This window comes from Microbulbifer harenosus (genome assembly GCF_005771435.1).
GTDB classification, from domain to species: domain Bacteria; phylum Pseudomonadota; class Gammaproteobacteria; order Pseudomonadales; family Cellvibrionaceae; genus Microbulbifer; species Microbulbifer harenosus.
The window spans coordinates 119090-139268 of the sequence record NZ_VANI01000010.1 but is presented as its reverse complement, the minus strand read 5'-3'; the positions used below and the strand labels follow the sequence as shown (position 1 = coordinate 139268).

The window sequence follows — 20179 nt, the reverse complement described above, 5'->3', positions numbered from 1 at the left end:
AAGGGCCCCGTTCGTCGATGGTCGGCTCTCAGCGGACCTCCACTTTGTCGCTCAAGTGTATGGTGGGCGGATTCTCGTCCCCAAGCCGCGCGGCGGTGGCGGCGTCTGGGGCGAGGTTCATGCCGAAATAGATCTGTCCGTCCGCCCAGCGCCGGTAACTCGCCAGGGTGCGCAAGGGCTCTTTCTGCGCGCGGCCGGTAAACGGGTGCAGGCCTGGGATGGCGCAGCGGGCGCAGGGATGGGTGCAGTCGAACACCAGCGGACCGTCGTGGGTATGAACGGTAAGGGTTTTCCAGTGGTCTTCGGCGAAGGGTTCGCAGCCGCTCACTACCAGGTTGGGTCGAAAGCGCAGCATGGATACCGGTTCGGGCAGGCGGCTGTTGAGGTCGTCGAGAGACGCCTGGCTGATCACCAGCAGCGGTGCGCCATCGGCGAAGCCAACCTGGCGGTCGGCGCGCGGGGCCTTTAGTGGGCGGCGAAATTCATCACCCATGGCGACCAGGCGTACAGGCGACTGTAATTGTTCGCTCAGCCAGTGCGCGGCGTCGTCGCCGGCGTCGCGGGCGGTAACGTCATCGTGCCACACGCGCACCGTCTTCAACTCCGCTTCGCGGCCGGGCTGGCGGATTTCAAGGTGCAGGCCCTCGGGATTTTCAAATCGCACCCCGTCTCTGGTCGCGGTGGCTTTGAGTTGCGCCATGGCGCGCAGGCGACGCTGGGTGACGAACTGGTTGTCCGCATCCACCAGCATCCAGCGGCGGTCGTTGACGGCACCATACTGGTCCAGCGGCAGAGACTTGCATTTGTGCCCCTGCAGGGATTTGACCGGGAAGTGATACAGAGCGGAAATTTCCACCACTGGCTCCTGAACACATGACTGGAGATGGCTAGGGTATAGACAAGTGGCGGAACAAAAAAGACCTGTGCTGTTAAAGGCCCCGGTGTCTGCCACCGGGGGGGAAATCACGGTTCTGAAGGTTTGCCGAATTCCGGGAAACCTTCGTGGTTCCAGCAGATGGTTTTTACAAAGGTGTGACGGTTCGGGTCCCACAGGGGGTCGCCGACAATTTCGGTATAGGTGCGGGCGTGGAACACCAGAATGTCTTCGCTGCCGTCTTCGGATACCGTGAAGCTGTTGTGGCCCGGGCCATAGATACCGCGCTCATAGCAGCTCTGTAATACCGGTACCGGGGATTTTTCCCAGCTCGCCGGATTCAGCAGGTCTGCATTTTCATCCGCCCACAGCAGGCCCATGCAGTAGTTGTGGTTGGTGGCGCTGGCGGAGTAGCCGATAAAGATCCGGCCGTTTTTCTTGATGACGGCTGGGCCCTCGTTGACGAGGAAACCGATCACTTCCCAGTCGTATTCCGGCTTGGTCAGCAGTACCGGCTCGCCGACGATGGTGGTGGGGCTGTCCATTTCGGCGATGTAGAGATTGGAGTTGCCGGGAATATCGGGGCCTTTCTGGGCCCACAGATAGTAGTGTTTGCCCTGGTGTGTGAACACGGTGGCGTCGAGGCAGAAGCTGTCGATGCCGGAGTCCACCTGTTGCAGGGACCACTCAGCCTGCATGGGGTCGGCGTCGGTGGTGGTCAGCGCGTACATGCGGTGCTGGAACAGGTCGTGTTTGATTTCCCGCGACGGTGCTGCGGCGAAGTAGATGGCCCAGGTGGGTTGCTGCCCTTCGATGTGGACATGGTGGATTTCGGGAGCCCAGATGAGGTCGGAGTAGGGGCCGCTGTCGGGTTTTGTCCAGACCGTGATTTTTTCCGCATCGACGAGGCCGGCGATGGTGCTGGCGCGGCGCAGTTCGAGGCGGTCGTATTCGGGCACCGAGGCGATAAAGTAGTAGTTGCCGTCGGTGTGCTTGTAGATATACGGGTCGGCGCGTTGTTCGATCAATGGCTTGATCAATGGTTCTGCGGTTTTTTCTGGGATCACTTTGTTACTCCACTACATCGAGTCTTTCTTAACTGGTTCTGTGGCGGTGTCGCCACCTTCTCGGAAAATTCAGATTACTTATCCAATATTTGCTATTCAGGTTGATGTGGCTGGGACCGGTTCTATTTCAGGCTCGTCTTCCGGATTCAATTTCCCATTTTTCAACACTTTGTAGAATTCATCGGTAATCACAAACCTGCGCATCAATAAGCCCAATAGAAAGTGAAACAGACCGGGAATGATCGTCAGCATCAGCGCGATACCAGTGAGGGTAAATTCGCTCTGGGTTTCTCCGGCCTGATAGCCGAAATACGTGAGTAGCAAGCCGGTAATGAATCCGGCCAGGCCGGCACCGGCCTTCTGGCAGAAGGAGATTCCGCCGAAGGCGAGGCCGCTGACGCGCTGGCCGTTTTTTACGTGGCCGTAGTCGACGGCTTCGGCGATGGCGGACCAGAAGATGGGGGCGTGCAGGTCGACGACGAACGAGAGAATTATGTAGAGCACAAAGGCGAGCGCGATGTCACCGGGGGAGACGGCGAAAAACATGAGCAGGCTGATGGCACCGACGAGCATTTGCGACCAGCTGAACAATTTGATTTTGCAGAAGCGCTTGGTGATCCAGGTAGAGGCGACCATGGAAACGATGGAAGCGGCGATACCGGCACTGGTGAACTGGGCGGCGAGGGCGTCGTTGCCGCCGAGATAGTAAATGGCATAGTAAAAGGCGACGCCGCCGCGCAGGGCATAGCCGATAGTGCCAAGAATGCAGGCACCGGCGAGGATCAGCCACTGGTCGTTTTTAAGCAGCAGTTTCAGTTGTTGCGACAGAGGTTGCTGGTCCACCTGATGCTCGACGCGTTCGCGAGTGGTAGCGAAACACATCATCAGCAGCAATACGCCCACCAGAGACATGAAGCCCATGGCGAGCTGGTAGCCTTTGGCTACGTCGTTGCCGCCCCAGGACTGCGCCAATACCGGCACCGAGGCGACGATGATGACGTTGGCAATCTTGGCGAAGAACATGCGATAGCCGTTGGCCGACAGGCGCTCCTGTGGGTCGCTGGTGAGTACGCCGATGTAGGAAATGTACGGAATGGCCACGCCGGTAAACATGAGCGTGGCGAACAGATAAGTGACGTAGGCCCATACCAGTTTGGCGTTGTAGTCGAGATCAGGGGTGGTGAACAGCAGGAAGACCGCGAAGCCATAGGGCACGGACAAATACAGGAACCAGGGACGGAAGCGGCCGTGGCGGCCTTTGAATTTGTCGGTGATCAGGCCCATCAGGGGATCGCTCAGCGCATCGACAAAGCGCGCGGCGAGGAACAGTGTTCCAACATGGACGGGCTTGAGGCCAAAAATGTCCGTATAAAAGTACTGCATGAAGTAGAACATGGCCGCGATCATCACGTTCACCGCCATATCGCCGGCACCGAAGCCGACTTTCTCCACCACAGACAACTTGTTCGACTGTTGCATGGTGCTTTCTCTCTTATCTTTATATCGCTGTATTTGCCGCGTGAGCCACGCGCACCAAGTTGCTGTTTGGGCGCGACAACGATATATATATTATTGTAGTATTAAAGTCAAAGAGCAGGTTCGAACCGATGGTATGTCCCGGCCGCGGCTTTTATCTGACCGGAAATAGGCGTACATTTCGCAATTCAGCCCCGCTTCGTGGGTTGGACTTCAATATCCTGCCGCTCGGTAGCGCATAGAAGCGCTTTGATCGTACCAGTTTTCATGCAGTTCCGGATGCGCGGAGTGTGACCGGATTCGTCATAAAGTAAGGTAAATGCAGTTTCAGAGCGGTACAGGGTGATCGTGCGGCGAACTCGCGGTTGGCAGCACCAGTTAAGGCAAGCATTATGGTTAAACAAATCAGGGAAAATCGGCCGCGCAGCGTGCATGCATGGGTGGCTTATGAACTGGGTACCCGCATTGTGACCGGGTATTACGAACCCGGTGCGTATATTCCCAACGAGGCCACTATCGGCGAAGAGCTGAATGTGTCCCGCACGGCACTGCGGGAGGCATTCAAGATTCTTACCGCCAAGGGCCTGATCGAGTCGCGCCCGAAACTGGGTACCCGGGTACGCCCGCGGGAGTTCTGGAACATGTTCGATTCCGATGTGTTGCGCTGGTGCTTTGACTCAACGCCCACCCCGGAATTTTTGCGCTCCCTGTTTGAGGTGCGCGAAATGATCGAACCCACTTCCGCTGCGCTTGCCGCCAAGCGGGCGACCGACGAGCAGATTGAGGCAATGGAAAAGGCCTACCGGGCGATGGAGACGGCGGAACCCGGCACTGAGCAGGTCATCCTGACAGATATCGAATTCCACATGGCGATTCTGCGGGGCACCAACAACGAATTTATGATTTCCCTCGGCGAGTCTATCAAGACTGCGTTGATGGGACTCTTTCGTATCAGCAGCTCCAAGGAATCCGCCTATCAGGCGTCCCTGCCGGGACACTATGCAGTGTATCTGGGAATCCGCGACCGCGACTCCGAACGTGCGCGCTTTGAAATGAAATCCCTGTTGTCCAAATCCGTGCGCAAGGCGCTGGACCATCTGGCGGATGACGACGGCGGTGGCAAGGTGGATATGGCGGTCTGATCTGGCCGTACCAGGCGAATGCGCAAAGGGCAGCTCAATGAGCTGCCCTTTGTTTTTGCGGGGAAAAGCAAATCGTTACAGGGTTTTTACTTTGGGAATCACGCGCTCTACCACCTTCAATGAATTGCGCAGCGGGCGGCCAAAGGTTTCTGACTCAATTTCAAAGCGATCGCCAGCCTGAGGCTGGATACCATCGCCGAAACTCAGTGTGGCGGTGCCAAAGAAGTGAACCTGAACGTGTCCCGGGCGGCAGAAGTTGTGGTACTTGAAGTGGTGATCTTCCAGGTTCTCAATGGTGTGCGACATGTTGTCTTCCCCACTCAGAAAGTTCTTTTCCCAGATCACCTCTTCACCGCGCACGATGCGCGATGTTCCCTCGATATGTTTGGGCAGATCGCCCAGTAACAACTCGGGTCCAAACGAGCAGTGGCGCAGCTTCGAGTGAGCCAGGTACAGGTAGTTCTGCCGCTCGGTGACATGGTCTGAGAGTTCATTGCCGATGGCGAAGCCGATTCGGCAGGGATTACCGCCGGCATCGTTGATGTAGATACCGGCAATTTCCGGTTCCTCGCCGGCGTCCAATGCAAAAGAAGGGCTCGGAATGGAGGCCTCCGGAGGAACCACACTGTCTCCATCACCCTTGTAGAACCACTCCGGCTGCACGCCGGTTTCCCCCTTTGCCGGCTTGCCGCCTTCAACTCCCATCTTGAACATTTTCATTGTGTCGGTCATGTCTTCCACCTTGTTGGTGGAATTCTGCGCGTGCATCGCCGCGCGGGTATCGGCACTTCCCAGATGGGTGAGGCCGGTGCCCGCCACCATCATCCGGGTTGGCTCAGGGTGGTCGATGGGGGCGAGAAGGCGGCTTTCATCGATGATTTTCTGGTAGTCCAGGCGGATATCGGAAAGCAGTTCGGTAGCCAGTGCTTCGAGGCCCGTAGCACTGTCTATTGCACGCTGCGCCAACTGGTAAATGGTCTCCACGTCTTTCAATTGTTCGACGGTGTTGTTGTCGACCACGGCGCCTACTGCGCGCTGGCCGGATTCGGTGGTGAATTGGATCAGTCTCATCGCTGTTTTCCCTTAATTATTTGCACGGGCCTCAAGGATCGCCGCTGGAACGGAGGCGGATGATTTTTATATATTATTGTAATACTTATTGCAATTGCGGATACGGAATCCGCTGTCTACTGATCCCCTCGTAGACGATTACGCCAATGGCGAATACAGGGCAGCTCGCACTTTATACGGGTCGTGCAAATATTCATACAATAATATTGACATTTGGTGGTGCCCTCTGTAAGTATAAATGGTAGCGGTAACATCCGTGGTGTTAAATCAATAATAATCATGCCGTCGTGAAGCCCTGGGGTTGTGACAAAGGGGCGGCAGCGGCAAATAGCGAAAAGAGGAGAGGGCTGCCACCTGGGGCTGTCCCGGCGCTGGCTGCCGTAAAAAAATGCAGAATAAGCACTCGTTATCCCCTTCCGACACTCTCATAAATAGTTCTGCCCGTCCGGGCCCGTTGTTCAGGCGCTCATTGCTGGCCGCAGCGATCATGGCCTGCGCTTCACCGTTACTGGCGCAAGAAGTCAAAGGTACAGAGGCGAGCGATCAGGGTGGCGCTCCCAAAGTTATTTCCGAAAGCGGTGGCGCCGCCATCGACTCCGATTCCATTGAAGAGGTCACTGTCACCGCTCAGCGCAGGTCCCTTGAGACGGCGTTGGAGCTAAAGCGTGCATCGGATACCGTCAGTGACTCCATTGTTTTGGATGAGGCGGGTAAAGTCCCCAGTACTTCGCTCCTGGAAATTCTGCAGCGCGTGCCGGGCATTACCATAAATCGGGTCAGGTCCGCCGGCTCGCCGGATCAGTTTACGTTTGAAGGCTCCGGGCTTCAGATCCGCGGTTTGAGTGGAACCAAAGGTCTAATCAATGGACGGGAAGTTTTTCAGGGCGGTCTAGGCTGGTCTGACATTGGCCCGGAACTGTTGAAAGGTGTCACTACCTACAAGGCCAGCCGGGCGGATCTGATTGAGGGGGGTGTTGCCGGCACCATCGACCTGCAGACACATATGCCGTTCGATTTCGATGGCACGGAAGTCAGTGCCGCGGTGTCTGGCAGCTACGGCGATTTCTCAGAGAAAACCTCCCCGAGCGCCTCGATTCTGGCTTCTACACGCTTCGATACCGACATCGGTGAATTCGGCGTTCTTGTCGATGGCGCCTATTCGCGCATTGAATCCCAGAATAGCTTTGCCCGCTTCCAGCCTTATTTCCAGACCGAGTATCAAGGGAAAAGAGCGTTTGCACCGGGCGGGTTCTTTGCCGGCAGCGACCAGTTTGAACGGACGCGCAAGGGTTTTTACGGTGCAGTTCAATGGCGGCCCACGGAGGAACTTGAATTCTTCCACACTACCTTTATTTCTGGCAGGGAGAGTGTCCGCGATTCTCAATACATCTCTCCGGTCAGTACCAGTATCGGTTTGGCCGATGGCAGTGTGGTCGATGACGACGGCGTATTCGTGCGCGGGTCCATTATCAACAGCGCGGACCCGGCAACTGGTATTACCGTTGGCAGTACCAGCAACCACACGCCTTCTGAAAACCAGGCTCGCGACTTCAGCCAGGGGTTTACCTATGCGTCCGGCCCGTGGGAGGTGCGCGGTACCTACCAACACGTCGAAACCGAATCGCACACATCCAAGTACGGTATCAGCCTCAATGGTCCCGGCGTGGTTCAGCAGTATATCAACGCCAGCGGTTCCAGCCCGAGAATCGGCTTTGACGGGTCGTTTCAGGCGGACCCGGCGACCACCGGACTCTCCAATTTTGCCTGGCTGAACCAGGACAACGAGGCCCGCACCGACGCGGTCACCCTCGACGTGAGTTACGATTTTGACAACGGCTTCTTCAAGAAAGCTGCTGCAGGTGCGCGGGTCGCGCGCCGCAAGGAATCCGATAGTTTCGTCGGCACCTGGTGGTCGGCATCGGGGCGCGGTTGGAACGGAGTGCCACAAACGTTCGTTGCCACGGCGCAGGAAGGTGATTTCCGGCTCGAGGAGTTTTCAGATTTCTTTAAGGGCGATGTCGATGCACCGACGTCTGCCTATGTCGCCGATCCTTCCGTTCTAAAAGGCAGTCAGCTCGAGCGGGTGCTCAACACCTATGCGGCATGTGCGCCCGATTTACCGGTCCAGTGCAGCGACCCAACGCAAAGTTCCTACCTCTACGGCAATCCTGTGGATCCGACGTTTGGACTTCAGCCCAGCTTCAGCACCACGAGACCGGATACCCAATCGGCGTATGTCATGGTCGGGTTCGAGAATACCAGTGCGAATCCATTCCTGAACTTCTCCGGTAATGTCGGTATGCGCTATGTGCGCAACGAGGTGGAGAGTGTGGGGAACTTCGTTTTCGGCGGTGGGGCCACCTACTACCAGAGTCTGGAGGATGCGGCGGCTTCGCTGGAAATGATTGGCGGTATCGATAATCTGGAAGCGTGGCGAGAAGCGCATCCGGACGAAGAGTTGCCTCTGACACTGACCAGTGTGCCCAGTTCTTTTGACCGTACCGAAAGTTATACCGGCGACTATTTCCTGCCCTCGTTCAATATCAAGTTCGCTCCATTCGATAACTGGATTTTCCGCTTTGCGTTGACGAAGACATTGACGCCGCCCAACTACGGCGACATCCGCGCTCAAGGTAACGCGGGAATCAGTTCCGTGGAGAATCCCTACGGTGGGGGAAGTGAATCCGGATTGCCCGGTATTTTTAGCGGCTATGGCTATACCTCCGGAAATTCCAACCTCAAGCCGGAGATTTCGCTGAATAAAGACTTCTCCGTTGAGTGGTATCCAAGTCGCGGTACAACCATGCATATGGCCCTGTTCCACAAGGCGATTGACGACAAAGTTCTCTACAACGATGTTGACTACACCGCAGCCGATGTTTTCAGCGCGGACAAGCCGATGTCTGTCAGTACAGACAGCGGTGAAATGGTATTTGTAGATGGGCCGATTAACGGTGCAGCGAGAATTAACTCGTACAAAACATCGACCGTAAAAGGGATTGAACTTGGAGGGCGTACTTATTTCGATAGCCTGCCGGGACGGTTGAGCGGTCTGGGTATCGATGCCAATGTTACCTACATCGACAGCAGTGCACCGGATTCGCTGGCGTTTGATATGACCGGAGCCACCATGACCGGGCTACCGCTTCCCGGCATGTCGAAGCTGAATTACAACGCGACGATGCTTTACGACTGGGATAAATTCAGCGCGCGTCTGTCCTGGCAGTGGCGCGATCGCTATTTGATCACGACAAACGATTCCAGTACCACCAATAGCTATTCCATTCCGGGATCTGCTGATCCGATCCAGTACTCGCTGCCCGTGTACGGTGCAGCCGATGGTCGTCTCGACGGCAGTATCGCTTATCAGTTCACTGAGAACGTGAGCCTCAAGTTCAACGTGGCGAATATCACCGACGAGATTACGGAAGCGGAAATGGAAGTCCTACCGGGCAAGTTTGTCACCCGGAGTCATTTCATTTCCGACCGTCGCTACAGTCTGGACCTGGGCATCAGATTCTAAATGACGGAACCGGCGCTTTTCGGAGCGCCGCGTCGCCCCGCGCCGTGTTTGTCGGCGCGGGGCGACGGTGACTTGGGGAATCGGAATGACCAGAAAGATCCTTATTGTTGGGGGAGGGACCGCAGGCTGGATCAGCGCGGCCTACCTCGCACAGATGCTGTCTGCGGACCTCCCCGGCGGTGCGTCGATTACGCTCGTGGAATCGGAGGAGATTGGTATCCTCGGTGTTGGTGAGGGTACCTTTCCGATTATTCGCAGGACGCTCAGTCGCATTGGTCTTGATGAAACAGACTTGATTCGGGAGGCCAACGCCACCTTCAAGCAGGGCATCCGCTTTCAGGGATGGAAGTCCAATCCGGATGCTGGAAACGACGATTGGTTCCTTCATCCATTTCAAGTGAACGCTCAACACACGGATATGGACCTCTTGCCCTACTGGCTGCTCGGTGTCGCCGGCGAAGTGCCGTGGGCGGAGGCCAGTACGGTACAGGGGCGTGTGGTTGCGGCCATGCGTGCGCCGAAGTTGATTACCCACTCGAACTTTGACGGTCCACTCAATTATGCCTACCACTTCGATGCGGTGAAGTTTGCCGCTGTGGTTCGCCGCCGCGCGATGCAATTGGGTGTAAAGCGGCTTGTCGACACCATCGACGAAGTTCGCTTGGACGAGCATGGCGCTATCGCTTCATTGCAGTCGCGGGAGAACGGAGAATTGCGCGCGGATCTCTATATAGACTGCAGCGGTTCCCGCGCGCGCTTGATCGGTGAGGCTCTGGGATCGGAATTTACTTCCTATCGCGATCAGCTTTTCTGCAACCGCGCCCTGGCCATACAGGTACCCTACGACCGGCCCGACACGCCAATTCCATCCTGCACTTACTCCAGTGCGCAAAACAGCGGATGGATCTGGGATATCGGACTGCAAAACCGTCGCGGTATCGGTCACGTCTATTCTTCAGATCACTGTAGCGATGACGCCGCACTGGCGGCACTGTATCGATATCTGGGGCCTGATGCCGACGAGCTGCCGTACCGAAAATTGTCGTTCGAGGCGGGATTTCGCAAAACGCAATGGCACAAGAACTGCGTCGCTATAGGAATGTCCGCAGGCTTCATTGAGCCACTGGAGGCTACCGGTATCAGTTTTGCCGAAGTCGCGGCGCTGATTCTCAGCGGTCTGTTTCCCTGGTCGGGGGATTACGAGTTGGCCGCAAAGCAGTTCAATGCACAGATGACCACCCGCTACGAGCACGTGATCGACTTTATCAAAATGCACTATTGCCTGAGTCAGCGGACGGACTCTGCATTCTGGCACGATAATCGTGCGTCTTCCTCTATGTCCGAAAGTCTGCAAGAACGACTGGCGCAATGGCGGCACCGGCCGCCGTCGTTTCTCGATGTGGATGCGAGCCACGATATCTTTGATGAGACCAGCTGGCAGTACATTCTTTACGGCATGGGATTTAAGACCGATATCGGCCCCCGAGCCGGGGCGCTGCGTTTCTATGAAGATGCGCAGCGTGAGTTCGACAGCATTCGTCGCCAGAGCGAGAAGGCGATCAGTGTTATGCCGGCGCACCGCGCGCTGGTGGACCAGGTGGTTGCCAGCGGCTTCCATCCCTCGCGGGAGGCGCGACCATGAATCCGAATGTGCAGCCTGATACGGCGCACGTCAAGCGCGTGGTTATCGTCGGCGGTGGCACCTCCGGCTGGATGTGTGCCGCAGCCATCGCACGTATGGCGCCCGCCGGTTTGTCCGTCACCCTGGTGGAGTCGGAGGAGATCGGTGTAATCGGCGTCGGCGAAGCCTCCATTCCCACATTGATTAAATTCAATGATTTTCTGGGGCTCAATGAGAACGACGTGCTGCGGTATTGCCGGGGAACCTTCAAGCTCGGGATCGAATTCGTCGATTGGCTGGGTGCGGGGGAGCGCTACTTCCACCCGTTCGGCCTGTTTGGTCGCGACACGCCGGAATTTGCCTTTCATCAATTGTGGCTGCGATTAAAAGCCATGTCGGCGAACGGCACGGCGCCGCCCGACGCCGCCGGTGGCATTCACGATTACAACCTCTGCTCAGCGGCGGCGGCCCAGGGACGGTTCTCTCCGCCGAATGGCGGGAGTGACACCATTCTTTCGACCATGCGCCACGCCTATCACTTTGATGCCAGTCTCTATGGACAGTTGCTGCGGGGCTACGCCGAGCAAAGAAACGTCAGCCGGGTGGAAGGGAAAGTCGTTGACGTGATGCGGGATCCGGAGCTTGGCATGATCCGGTCGGTAAGTTTAGGGGACGGGCGGGTACTTGCCGGCGACCTGTTCATCGACTGCAGCGGTTTTCGATCGCTGTTAATCGGAGATGCTTTGGGTAGTGATTTTGTCGACTGGAGTCACTATTTGCCCTGCGACCGCGCGCTCGCATTGCCTACCGAGCGGACCGGGCTGCCGACGCCGTTTACCCGGGCCACCGCAGACCGGGCGGGTTGGCGCTGGCGGATTCCGCTGCAGCAGCGCAACGGCAACGGCTATGTCTTTGCCAGTGACTTTATCGATTGGGACGAGGCCCACCGGCAGCTCCTCGACGGCGCCGAGGGCGCATCACTTGCAGAACCTATGCCTTTGCGTTTCCGTACCGGTCACCGGCGTGCTTTCTGGGAGAAAAACTGCATTGCCATCGGCCTTGCTGGTGGTTTTATCGAACCGTTGGAATCAACAAGTATCCATCTCGCACAAGTGGGTATCCAGCGGTTGATCAACCTGTGGCCGGGATGTGGCATCAACGCTGCGGAAGTGACGCACTACAACCGGGCGATGTGTGCCGACTACGAGCGCATTCGCGATTTTATCGTACTGCATTACCACGCCGCTCAGCGCAAGGACTCCGAGTTTTGGCGCTATGTCAGCAATATGGCGATCCCGGATACCCTCGCAGGCAGGTTGGATATGTTTCGCGCCCATGGGCGGATCATCCCGGATCCGGAAGATTTATTCAGCGAGCACAGCTGGTTGGCGGTGATGCTCGGACAGGGCATCCATCCGCGAAACTACGATACCTTGGTGGATCGCATACCTGCAGACACTCTGATCCATCACATGCGCTTGTTGAAAAATGCCGTTGCGAAAACGGCAAGCACTCTACTTATTCACCAGGAATACATTGATCGCCATTGCGCCGTATGAGTATCACTATGAAAAAAAATAAAATTCTTTGCACGCTATTAATGTTGTCTGTTTGTACAACTTACTCCGTATCCGGGGTTGCCAATACGTTCAAGTCTGGTGAGAACCCAATTTTCAGAAATATTTTTACCGCCGATCCATCCCCTCTGGTTGTTGGCGATACGCTGTACGTCTATGTCGGCCACGATGAAGCAGGCGAAGGCCAGATGTTCAATATCACTGAGTGGGTCGTTTACTCCACTACGGATATGAAAAACTGGACCTTTCACGGGTCGGTCATGAAGCCTACGGATTTCGATTGGGCGGTCAGGGATGCCTGGGCTTCCCAGGTGATCGAAAAAGACGGCAAGTTCTGGTTTTACACGACGGTGGAGCATGGGCCACCGCACAACGCCAAGGCCATTGGCGTTGCCGTTGCGGACTCACCCTTGGGGCCGTTCAAGGATGCCAGGGGTTCCGCCCTGGTTCACGACGCAATAACCCCCACGCCGGAAGACCCGCATGACTGGGATGATATCGATCCGACTGTGTTTACGGACGACGACGGCACGACCTGGATCGCCTGGGGAAACATGCATCTTTATCTGGCCAGGCTAAAGGCCAATATGATCGAATTTGACGGGCCGATTCAGGAAATATACTTGCCCAACTATACCGAGGGACCATGGCTGCATAAGCGCGAGGATGTGTACTACCTGACCTATCCCTGCTTCGCGCATCAGAATATGTATGAAAAAATGTGCTATGCCACGGCGCCTCGAATCACGGGTGAATGGACCTACCAGGGCATTCTCACCGACCGCACCGAAAATAGTTTTACCATCCATCCAGGCATCGTCGAATACAAGGACCAATGGTACTTCTTTTACCACGACGCCAAGCTTTCAATTGATGGCGTCCCCGGAGCCATGGGACGACGCTCTGTTGCCGTTCAGCATCTTTACTACAACGAAGACGGGACCATCAAACCGATCCCTCAAACGAAGCAGGGCGTGAGTTTGCCGCCCGATCCGCCCGGAAGTTACCAAGGGCCGGTTTTCAATCCTGCGGGCCCTTTGGCTGAGGTAAAAAGCGATGTGCATGTCGCGCAAAATACGGCAACTGCGGCAACAAGATGGAAAGGAACACCGGTATTACAGACCACCGCTGATCCTTACCAGACGGCAATCGTCCCGGAGAGTTTTAATCGTGGCGATAGTGGTGCTGCCACTCTGGGGCAGGCGTTCCGTCCGGATGTCGATTTCAGATTACGCGAAATCAACTTGTACGCCGGAGATGGACTCGGCACCACTGAATCTGAACCTGTAACTTTAGCCTTGTATGAACTTCATGAAGGCGACGCAGGCGGACACCTCGCTGACTCCTATGCGACAGGAAAGAATCTGCTGGGACCGGATGACGGATTGAAGATTAATTACGTACCGCAGGCGCAGGGATTGCTTCAACTGCGGTTGGAGGAAAGCCGTCAGCCGGTATTGCATGCGGGTAAACGTTATGTGTTGGAGCTGCAGGGTGTGCGTGGTTCGGCGCCACTTTTCTGGCGCAGGACAAAGTCGGATACCTACGCAGACGGTACGGCTTATTACGACCGGTCACCAATGAAAAACGTACAAGGAGCAGGCGATTTTAGCCTGGCACTATATGGGGATACGCTTCTAGAGCGATGATCTCAATATGAACGGTATTGTCTTCAATATTCATGATGTCGCACTCCTGTTGATCGCTGGTGAGTGCGGCATGTTGGCAATGCTGTTTTTTGCGTACAGAAGCAATCGGCGCTTGGCGCACTCCCTCATGGCAATTTTTATGCTTATGAACATGCTGATCGCGATCGATACGCTAATATGCCGGGGTGAAGTATTTTGTTTTTGGGTGTTTTTTGTCTCGCCTGACCTGTTTTTTCTTTTTGGGTTCGCCTATTTTTTGCTGGGACCGGCGCTTTACTTTTATACGCGTGCGGTAATTTTTCGCGAATCTTCATTTCGCCGCTTGCATGCATTGCACTTGATTCCGGCGGCTACCGCGCAGCTGTATCTGTTCCTTGTGTACCATCGCTACCCCGCGGATGTCCAAATTAACCTGGTTCTGGGGAAGAGCGTTTTCCTTTTCTCGGGCGGGTATCACGATCTTTTTTGGTTGGCGCAAAAAGCAATGGTTGTGGTTTACGGAATTGCCTGTTTTTTTCTGCTTGCGCGCGATCTTGTGCTGCCCAAACATCAACGTTCGATCAGCAAGAACAGCATTTTCGTCTGGCTGCACTTGCTGATCGGAGGATTCCTACTGGTCTGGATCTGGAGTTTGGCCGCGCACATATGGAGTGTATTCCGGTCCGTTGATGCCAGTAACGTGATGGGAATCACCGGCAATTACATGACCGTTTTGCTGACCACTGTTCTGATGTTCTACAGCCTGCTTGGCTCGGGCCTCCTCGGAGGCCTCCGGCCAGGTAAAAATACCAGCCGTGGAGACCCTGCGCCGATGGATCAGAGTCTTATCGAGAGAATCTGTGCCGCGATGGAAAGCGGCAGACTGTTTCTCAATCCCAGGCTCACCGTAGAAGAGTTTGCCGGGCACGTAAAACTGCCGCCGCGCCAGGTTTCTTCGGCGATCAAGAGCCGATACGGGTGTAATTTCCTTGAGTACGTCAACAGCTACCGCGTGCAGGAGGCAAAAATCGGGCTGGCCGATCCCGCGAATCGCGACGAATCGGTACTCGATATCGCGTCTAAATCCGGGTTTAACAGCAAGGCCACCTTCAATCGGTTCTTTAAGAAGTTTGCCGGTGTTACGCCGACGGAATTCCGGCGCCGCTGCCTGTCCGGCTTGCCTGATTGAGTGTGGTGTTATGGGTTTGCTATGCGTCTCAATTTTTGTTCGGCAAAAATTGCAGCTTTACCCGCTGCGGCAGCCGTATCAGGCTTTGGGAGCCATCGTCTGACCGACAATTCGTCTTATGTAGTACAGGCGAAGGAGGTCTGAACTACCTGAGTAGCGCCGGGCGTATCGGAGTTGTACCCAGGCGGATACAGAAGGCGGTTTCAGGTTCCGATAAAGATTGTTCACATCTCCAGGGAGGAGAAAACGTGTTTCATTCAACCGTTCTTGTATTACGGACGGCATTAATAGCCGTCGCGGTACTTGGGTCTTTGGCAGTTGGCGCCAAACCATACAAGGCCGCGGAAGTTTTTACCAACAACAGCCAACTCTACGGTAAGTATGTGTTTCGGATGCGTGCGGCTGAAGGCAGCGGGATCATCTCGAATTTTTTCCTGTGGAAAGAAGGGTCTGAACTTGCGGGTGTGACTTGGGAGGAGGTCGACATCGAAGTCTTTGGTAAGAACCAGGCCCGCTCATGGCAAAGCAACATCATTACCGGCCTGGACAACCGGATCACTTCCGAGCAGGTGCACAACGCTGGCGTGTCTCTTGCCGATGACTACCACACCTACAGCATAGAATGGACGCCGCAATGGGTTCGCTGGCTGGTTGATGGGCAGTTGGTGCGCGAAACGCAGGGCGGCCAAGCCGGCGACCTGATCAACCCATCCCAGGCTCGTTTCAATTTCTGGCCACCGAATATTCCCTCCTGGGTTGGCCCCTGGAACGACAGCATCCTTCCAGTGCATATGTTCGTCAACTGGGTGGAGTATCACAGTTGGAACGGTGCCGGGTTCACTTTCGAGTGGCGGGATGATTTCAACGCATTTGACAGCGGTCGCTGGGGAGTGGCTGACTGGACCTTCGCGGAAAACCGCGCGGATTTTGCTCCGGCCAACGCGACAACCGTCAACGGCTATTTGGTGCTGTCTCTGACCCACGAGGGGCAGGAAGGCTTTAATGGTGTTCCTCCAGGAGATAGTGGCGGTAGCTCGGGCTCATCGTCCAGCAGTTCATCGTCAAGTTCTTCCGGCGGCAGTTCGTCTTCCAGTTCATCCAGCGGCAGCTCATCTTCCAGTGGATCGGGCGGCGGCGCATACCCGGTGATATCCGGCGGCCAGTCAGGCAATTTCAACACCAGTGGCGCCTACGGTTTCCATACACAGGATTCAATTTCCGGCTGGGGTGTTTCGAACTTTTCCGGACGCACAATTTCCGTGACGGTGAACGGCTCCGGGGCAGCGGTAACTAGTCCCGGTGCACCGTTGCCGCCGAAAGGGGCCGGCGACTACTACGTTTTTGAAGCCACTGCCGGAGATTTTCCATGGGCCTCCATCTATTGGTGGTAGAGCCATTTTTCAAGAAAGCGATGATGTAAATATTTCAAATACAAGATCTCAAGAGAGAAAACCGCGGTAACAATAAAAATCAATTCCGGAGAAAACGCATGAATCTAAAGAAAATAATTCCGTCGTTTATGCCATCGATGGGCAGCTGTATGAAAACTGCTGCGGCGATGTTTGCGCTTTCGGCTTCTGCCGCCTGCCTGGCTGACAATCCGTTGGTATCCCAAGTCTACACGGCGGACCCGGCTGCACGGGTATTTGACGGCCGCGTATATGTCATTGTTACTCACGACCAGGATACCCAGTCGGATTACAGCGAGCTTCATGATTACTATATGTTCTCTTCGGAGGACATGATCAACTGGCAGGATCACGGTGTGGTCTTCGATGCGCGCACCGACAGCAGTTGGGCCAATCTCGCCTATGCGCCGGACATGATTGAGCGCAATGGGAAGTATTACCTGTACTTTCCCAATGGCGCCAACTCGATCGGTGTGGCGGTGAGCGACAGCCCCACGGGGCCGTTTACCGATCCGCTGGGTGGTCCCCTCATCGATCGCAATACCCCCAATGGCAATGTGGATTGGGTGTTCGACCCGGGTGTGTTTATTGATGACGACGGCCAGGCCTATTTGTATTTCGGTGGCGGTGGACCGGGTAACGCGCGTGTTATCCGCCTGAACGAAGACATGATAAGCACCAGTGGCTCTGCAATAACATTGGACGTGCCGAATTTTTTTGAAGCGCTGTATATGCACAAGCGCAACGGTACCTACTATCTGTCGTATTCCACCAATACCGCGGGCGGGCTGGCGATCGACTACATGACCAGCAACAATCCGACATCGGGATTCGTTCACCGCGGCACGGTGCTTCCAAATCCCTGGGAGAACAACAATAACAACAACCATCAGTCCATTCTGGAATTCAACAACCAGTGGTACATCTTTTACCACAACCGCGCAGTGGCCAATGCGCGCGGTGCCAGTACCTACCAGCGATCCATCAATGTGGATCGACTTTTCTATAACAACGACGGCAGCATCCAGCAAGTTGCTGCCGGGTCGGCGGGTGTGCCCAAGCTGAAAAACGTGGATCCTTTTGTCAGGAACGAAGCGGAAACCATTGATAAAGAGCAGGGTATAGAGACCGAGGGTCCCGCCACTGGTACCAGAAATCTGGCATTTATCCAAAACGGCGACTGGGTAAAAATTTCCAACGTTGATTTCGGAGCGGGCGCTACCGGTTTCGAGGCGAGTGTCGCTTCCGATACGACGGGTGGTGCTATTGAGATCATTATTGATGATGTAAACAATGCGCCGGTCGGCAGTCTCAGTGTCGGCAATACCGGTGGATGGCAGAGTTGGCAGACTACGTCAACGCAAATCAACACCGTGACTGGTCTCCACGATCTGTATCTGCGATTTTCCGGTTCGGCCGACTATCTACTCAATCTGGACTGGTATCGGTTCACTGGTGGCGCAGGTCAGGGCAGCACGCTTGAGGTGGAATTGGAAAGCCTTTCCGGGCAGAGCAGTTTTTCTCCATTCAATGTGGAGTTCGATTCCGCCGCTTCCGGCGGGCAGTATATAGCGTGGCCGAACAACGGGGTCCAGATACTGAGTTCGCCTGCGGACGGTGAAACTGGCCAGGTCGAGATCCCGTTCACACTCTCGCAATCGGCGGACGTGCAGTTTCAGATCCGGGCCAATATGGCCAACGGTGACGACGATTCCTTCTATTACAAACTGGATTCCGGCGCGTGGAGTACCCAGAACAATACCGCTACAAGTGGTTGGGAAACGCTGATGCCGACCACCTTCGGCAACCTGGCGGCAGGTGATCACACGCTGCGTATTTTGCGGCGCGAAGATGGCGCGGGGCTGGATCGGGTTACATTGATTGCGTCTGCCGGAGAGATCTCAGCCTCTGGCGCTGGTGGTGACAACAATATTGTAGTTCGCGCCCTCGGTACCACCGGCACCGAGTCCATTACCCTGCGTGTGGGTGACACGGATATGCAGAGCTGGACTCTTACCACGGCCATGATGGACTACGCAGCTTCCACCGACCTTACCGGCGACGTCACCGTTGTTTTCACCAACGATGGCGGCGACGCGGACGTGCAGGTGGATTACGTCGAGATCAATGGCCAGGTCCGCCAGGCTGAGGATCAGAGCGAAAATACCGGTGTCTGGGGCAATGATCAGTGTGGCGGCGGCTCAAACAGTGAGTGGCTGCACTGCAATGGTCACATCAATTTCGGCCCCATTGCCAGCACCATCACTGTGCGTGCCCGGGGCACCACTGGTACCGAGTTGATTACCTTGCGCTCGGGTGATTCGGACCTGCAGAGCTGGACGCTCACTACGGCCATGGCCGACTACACGGCGACTACCAATCTGACTGGCGACGTAATCGTGGCTTATACCAACGACAGTGGCGACGCAGATGTACAGGTTGATTACGTGGTGGTAAATGGCCAGACCCGCCAGGCCGAGGACCAGAGCGAAAATACCGGTGTTTGGGGCAACGACCAGTGTGGTGGTGGTGCGAACTCTGAGTGGTTGCATTGCAGCGGTCACATCAACTTCGGACCTGTGTTCGGTGCAAACCCCGGCCCTTCTCCTATCCCGTTCTTTGTTGGCAACATCACTACCGGTGGTCAGGTTCGCTCCGACTTTATGCAGTACTGGGACCAGATCACACCGGAGAACGAAGGTAAATGGAGCAGCGTGGAAGGAACCCGCGATCAGTACAACTGGAGTGGCCTTGATGCGGCCTACAACTTTGCCAAGCAGAACGGTATTCCGTTCAAGCAGCATACCTTTGTATGGGGAAATCAGTCACCGAGTTGGATCAATAATCTCAACCCCTCGGAGCAGGCCGCGGAAATCGAAGAGTGGATTCGCGATTACTGTGCACGCTATCCGGATACCGAGATGATCGATGTGGTCAACGAGGCTACTCCAGGCCATGCGCCCGCCGGCTACGCGCAAAGCGCTTTCGGGAATGACTGGATTATCCGTTCGTTCCAACTCGCCAAGCAGTATTGTCCGAATGCCGTACTGATTCTGAACGATTACAACGTGCTGAGCTGGAACACCCAGGAGTTTATCGACATGGCCAGACCGGCGGTTGAGGCTGGTGTGGTGGACGCCATCGGCCTGCAGGCTCACGGCCTGGAGGACTGGTCCCTGAATGATTTGCAAAGCAAGCTCAACGCGGTGGCCGCTCTCGGCTTGCCCATTTATATCTCTGAGTACGACGTCAATCACGCCGATGACCAGAGACAGCTACAGATCATGCAGGAACAGTTCACGATGTTTATCAATCACCCTTCCGTTGTCGGGATTACGCTGTGGGGTTATGTGCATGGCCAAACCTGGGTGCCCAACAGTGGTCTTATCCGCAGTGATGGAACACATCGCCCGGCCATGACCTGGTTGATGAACTATCTGGGTCGGTAGCGCGCCCGGTGATTACCGAGTCTGAACGCCGATAACAAGCAGCGCCCTTTTAACCAGGGGCGCTGCAATCAGTCCGGCGGCAGGATGTCGCCCCGGCGAGAGGGCCCGGTTTTTCTCAATGAACCAATTACATGAATAGCAGCGGAGGAATTT

The 20179-nt window shown here is 55.7% G+C and carries 12 protein-coding genes; 8 read left to right on the top strand and 4 right to left on the bottom strand.

The window, feature by feature from the left end:
• Positions 1 to 28: 28 nt before the first annotated feature.
• The 3 genes from FDY93_RS10050 to FDY93_RS10040 all read right to left on the bottom strand — a co-directional run bounded on the left by FDY93_RS10050 (position 29) and on the right by FDY93_RS10040 (position 3420).
• Positions 29 to 856: an MOSC domain-containing protein gene (locus FDY93_RS10050; protein ID WP_171018954.1), complete on the bottom strand. Its 828-nt coding sequence runs from the start codon at positions 854 to 856 to the stop codon at positions 29 to 31.
• Between the two features lie 107 nt (positions 857 to 963).
• Positions 964 to 1941, bottom strand: a complete 978-nt coding sequence (locus FDY93_RS10045) for a glycoside hydrolase family 43 protein (RefSeq protein WP_246068541.1) — start codon at positions 1939 to 1941, stop codon at positions 964 to 966.
• Between the two features lie 96 nt (positions 1942 to 2037).
• Positions 2038 to 3420 carry an MFS transporter gene (locus FDY93_RS10040; protein ID WP_138235606.1) on the bottom strand — a complete coding sequence of 461 codons (1383 nt, stop codon included), beginning with the start codon at positions 3418 to 3420 and terminating at the stop codon, positions 2038 to 2040.
• 389 nt (positions 3421 to 3809) lie between these two features.
• Here FDY93_RS10040 and FDY93_RS10035 point away from each other — a divergent pair, with 389 nt between their 5' ends.
• A complete protein-coding gene (locus tag FDY93_RS10035; protein WP_138235605.1) occupies positions 3810 to 4559 on the top strand; it encodes a FadR/GntR family transcriptional regulator in 750 nt (249 codons plus the stop codon).
• A 75-nt stretch (positions 4560 to 4634) separates the two neighbouring features.
• On the opposite strand, the gene araD1 is transcribed toward FDY93_RS10035, so the two are convergent.
• Positions 4635 to 5630 carry an AraD1 family protein gene (gene araD1, locus FDY93_RS10030; RefSeq protein ID WP_138235604.1) on the bottom strand — a complete coding sequence of 332 codons (996 nt, stop codon included), beginning with the start codon at positions 5628 to 5630 and terminating at the stop codon, positions 4635 to 4637.
• Positions 5631 to 6117: 487 nt separating this feature from the next.
• Here araD1 and FDY93_RS10025 point away from each other — a divergent pair, with 487 nt between their 5' ends.
• From FDY93_RS10025 to FDY93_RS09995, 7 genes are all read left to right on the top strand, one after another.
• The gene (locus tag FDY93_RS10025; RefSeq protein ID WP_246068540.1) at positions 6118 to 9153 is read left to right on the top strand and encodes a TonB-dependent receptor; all 3036 of its coding nucleotides are present in this window, start codon (positions 6118 to 6120) and stop codon (positions 9151 to 9153) included.
• An 85-nt stretch (positions 9154 to 9238) separates the two neighbouring features.
• On the top strand, positions 9239 to 10795 hold the full coding sequence (locus FDY93_RS10020) for a tryptophan halogenase family protein (RefSeq protein ID WP_138235602.1): 1557 nt from the start codon (positions 9239 to 9241) through the stop codon (positions 10793 to 10795).
• Positions 10792 to 12333, top strand: coding sequence for a tryptophan halogenase family protein (locus FDY93_RS10015; RefSeq protein ID WP_138235601.1), 1542 nt, complete (start codon positions 10792 to 10794; stop codon positions 12331 to 12333). The genes FDY93_RS10020 and FDY93_RS10015 overlap by 4 nt, the downstream gene beginning before the upstream one ends.
• 8 nt (positions 12334 to 12341) lie before the next feature.
• Positions 12342 to 14000, top strand: a complete 1659-nt coding sequence (locus FDY93_RS10010; protein WP_138235600.1) for a glycoside hydrolase family 43 protein — start codon at positions 12342 to 12344, stop codon at positions 13998 to 14000.
• 7 nt (positions 14001 to 14007) lie between these two features.
• Entirely contained in the window at positions 14008 to 15168 is a 1161-nt protein-coding gene (locus tag FDY93_RS10005; RefSeq protein ID WP_138235599.1) for a helix-turn-helix domain-containing protein, read from the top strand.
• 248 nt (positions 15169 to 15416) lie between these two features.
• A complete protein-coding gene (locus tag FDY93_RS10000; protein ID WP_246068539.1) occupies positions 15417 to 16559 on the top strand; it encodes a family 16 glycosylhydrolase in 1143 nt (380 codons plus the stop codon).
• A 98-nt stretch (positions 16560 to 16657) separates the two neighbouring features.
• Positions 16658 to 20026: an endo-1,4-beta-xylanase gene (locus FDY93_RS09995; protein WP_138235598.1), complete on the top strand. Its 3369-nt coding sequence runs from the start codon at positions 16658 to 16660 to the stop codon at positions 20024 to 20026.
• Positions 20027 to 20179: the final 153 nt, after the last annotated feature.

What these genes read in the sequence shown, in the direction of transcription:
- FDY93_RS09995 (WP_138235598.1), top strand. Translation starts at nt 16,658, where the DNA reads ATGAATCTAAAGAAAATAATTCCGTCGTTTATGCCATCGATGGGCAGC.
- FDY93_RS10040 (WP_138235606.1), bottom strand. Translation starts at nt 3,420, where the DNA reads ATGCAACAGTCGAACAAGTTGTCTGTGGTGGAGAAAGTCGGCTTCGGT.
- FDY93_RS10010 (WP_138235600.1), top strand. Translation starts at nt 12,342, where the DNA reads ATGAAAAAAAATAAAATTCTTTGCACGCTATTAATGTTGTCTGTTTGT.
- FDY93_RS10005 (WP_138235599.1), top strand. Translation starts at nt 14,008, where the DNA reads ATGAACGGTATTGTCTTCAATATTCATGATGTCGCACTCCTGTTGATC.
- araD1 (WP_138235604.1), bottom strand. Translation starts at nt 5,630, where the DNA reads ATGAGACTGATCCAATTCACCACCGAATCCGGCCAGCGCGCAGTAGGC.
- FDY93_RS10020 (WP_138235602.1), top strand. Translation starts at nt 9,239, where the DNA reads ATGACCAGAAAGATCCTTATTGTTGGGGGAGGGACCGCAGGCTGGATC.
- FDY93_RS10035 (WP_138235605.1), top strand. Translation starts at nt 3,810, where the DNA reads ATGGTTAAACAAATCAGGGAAAATCGGCCGCGCAGCGTGCATGCATGG.
- FDY93_RS10015 (WP_138235601.1), top strand. Translation starts at nt 10,792, where the DNA reads ATGAATCCGAATGTGCAGCCTGATACGGCGCACGTCAAGCGCGTGGTT.
- FDY93_RS10025 (WP_246068540.1), top strand. Translation starts at nt 6,118, where the DNA reads ATGGCCTGCGCTTCACCGTTACTGGCGCAAGAAGTCAAAGGTACAGAG.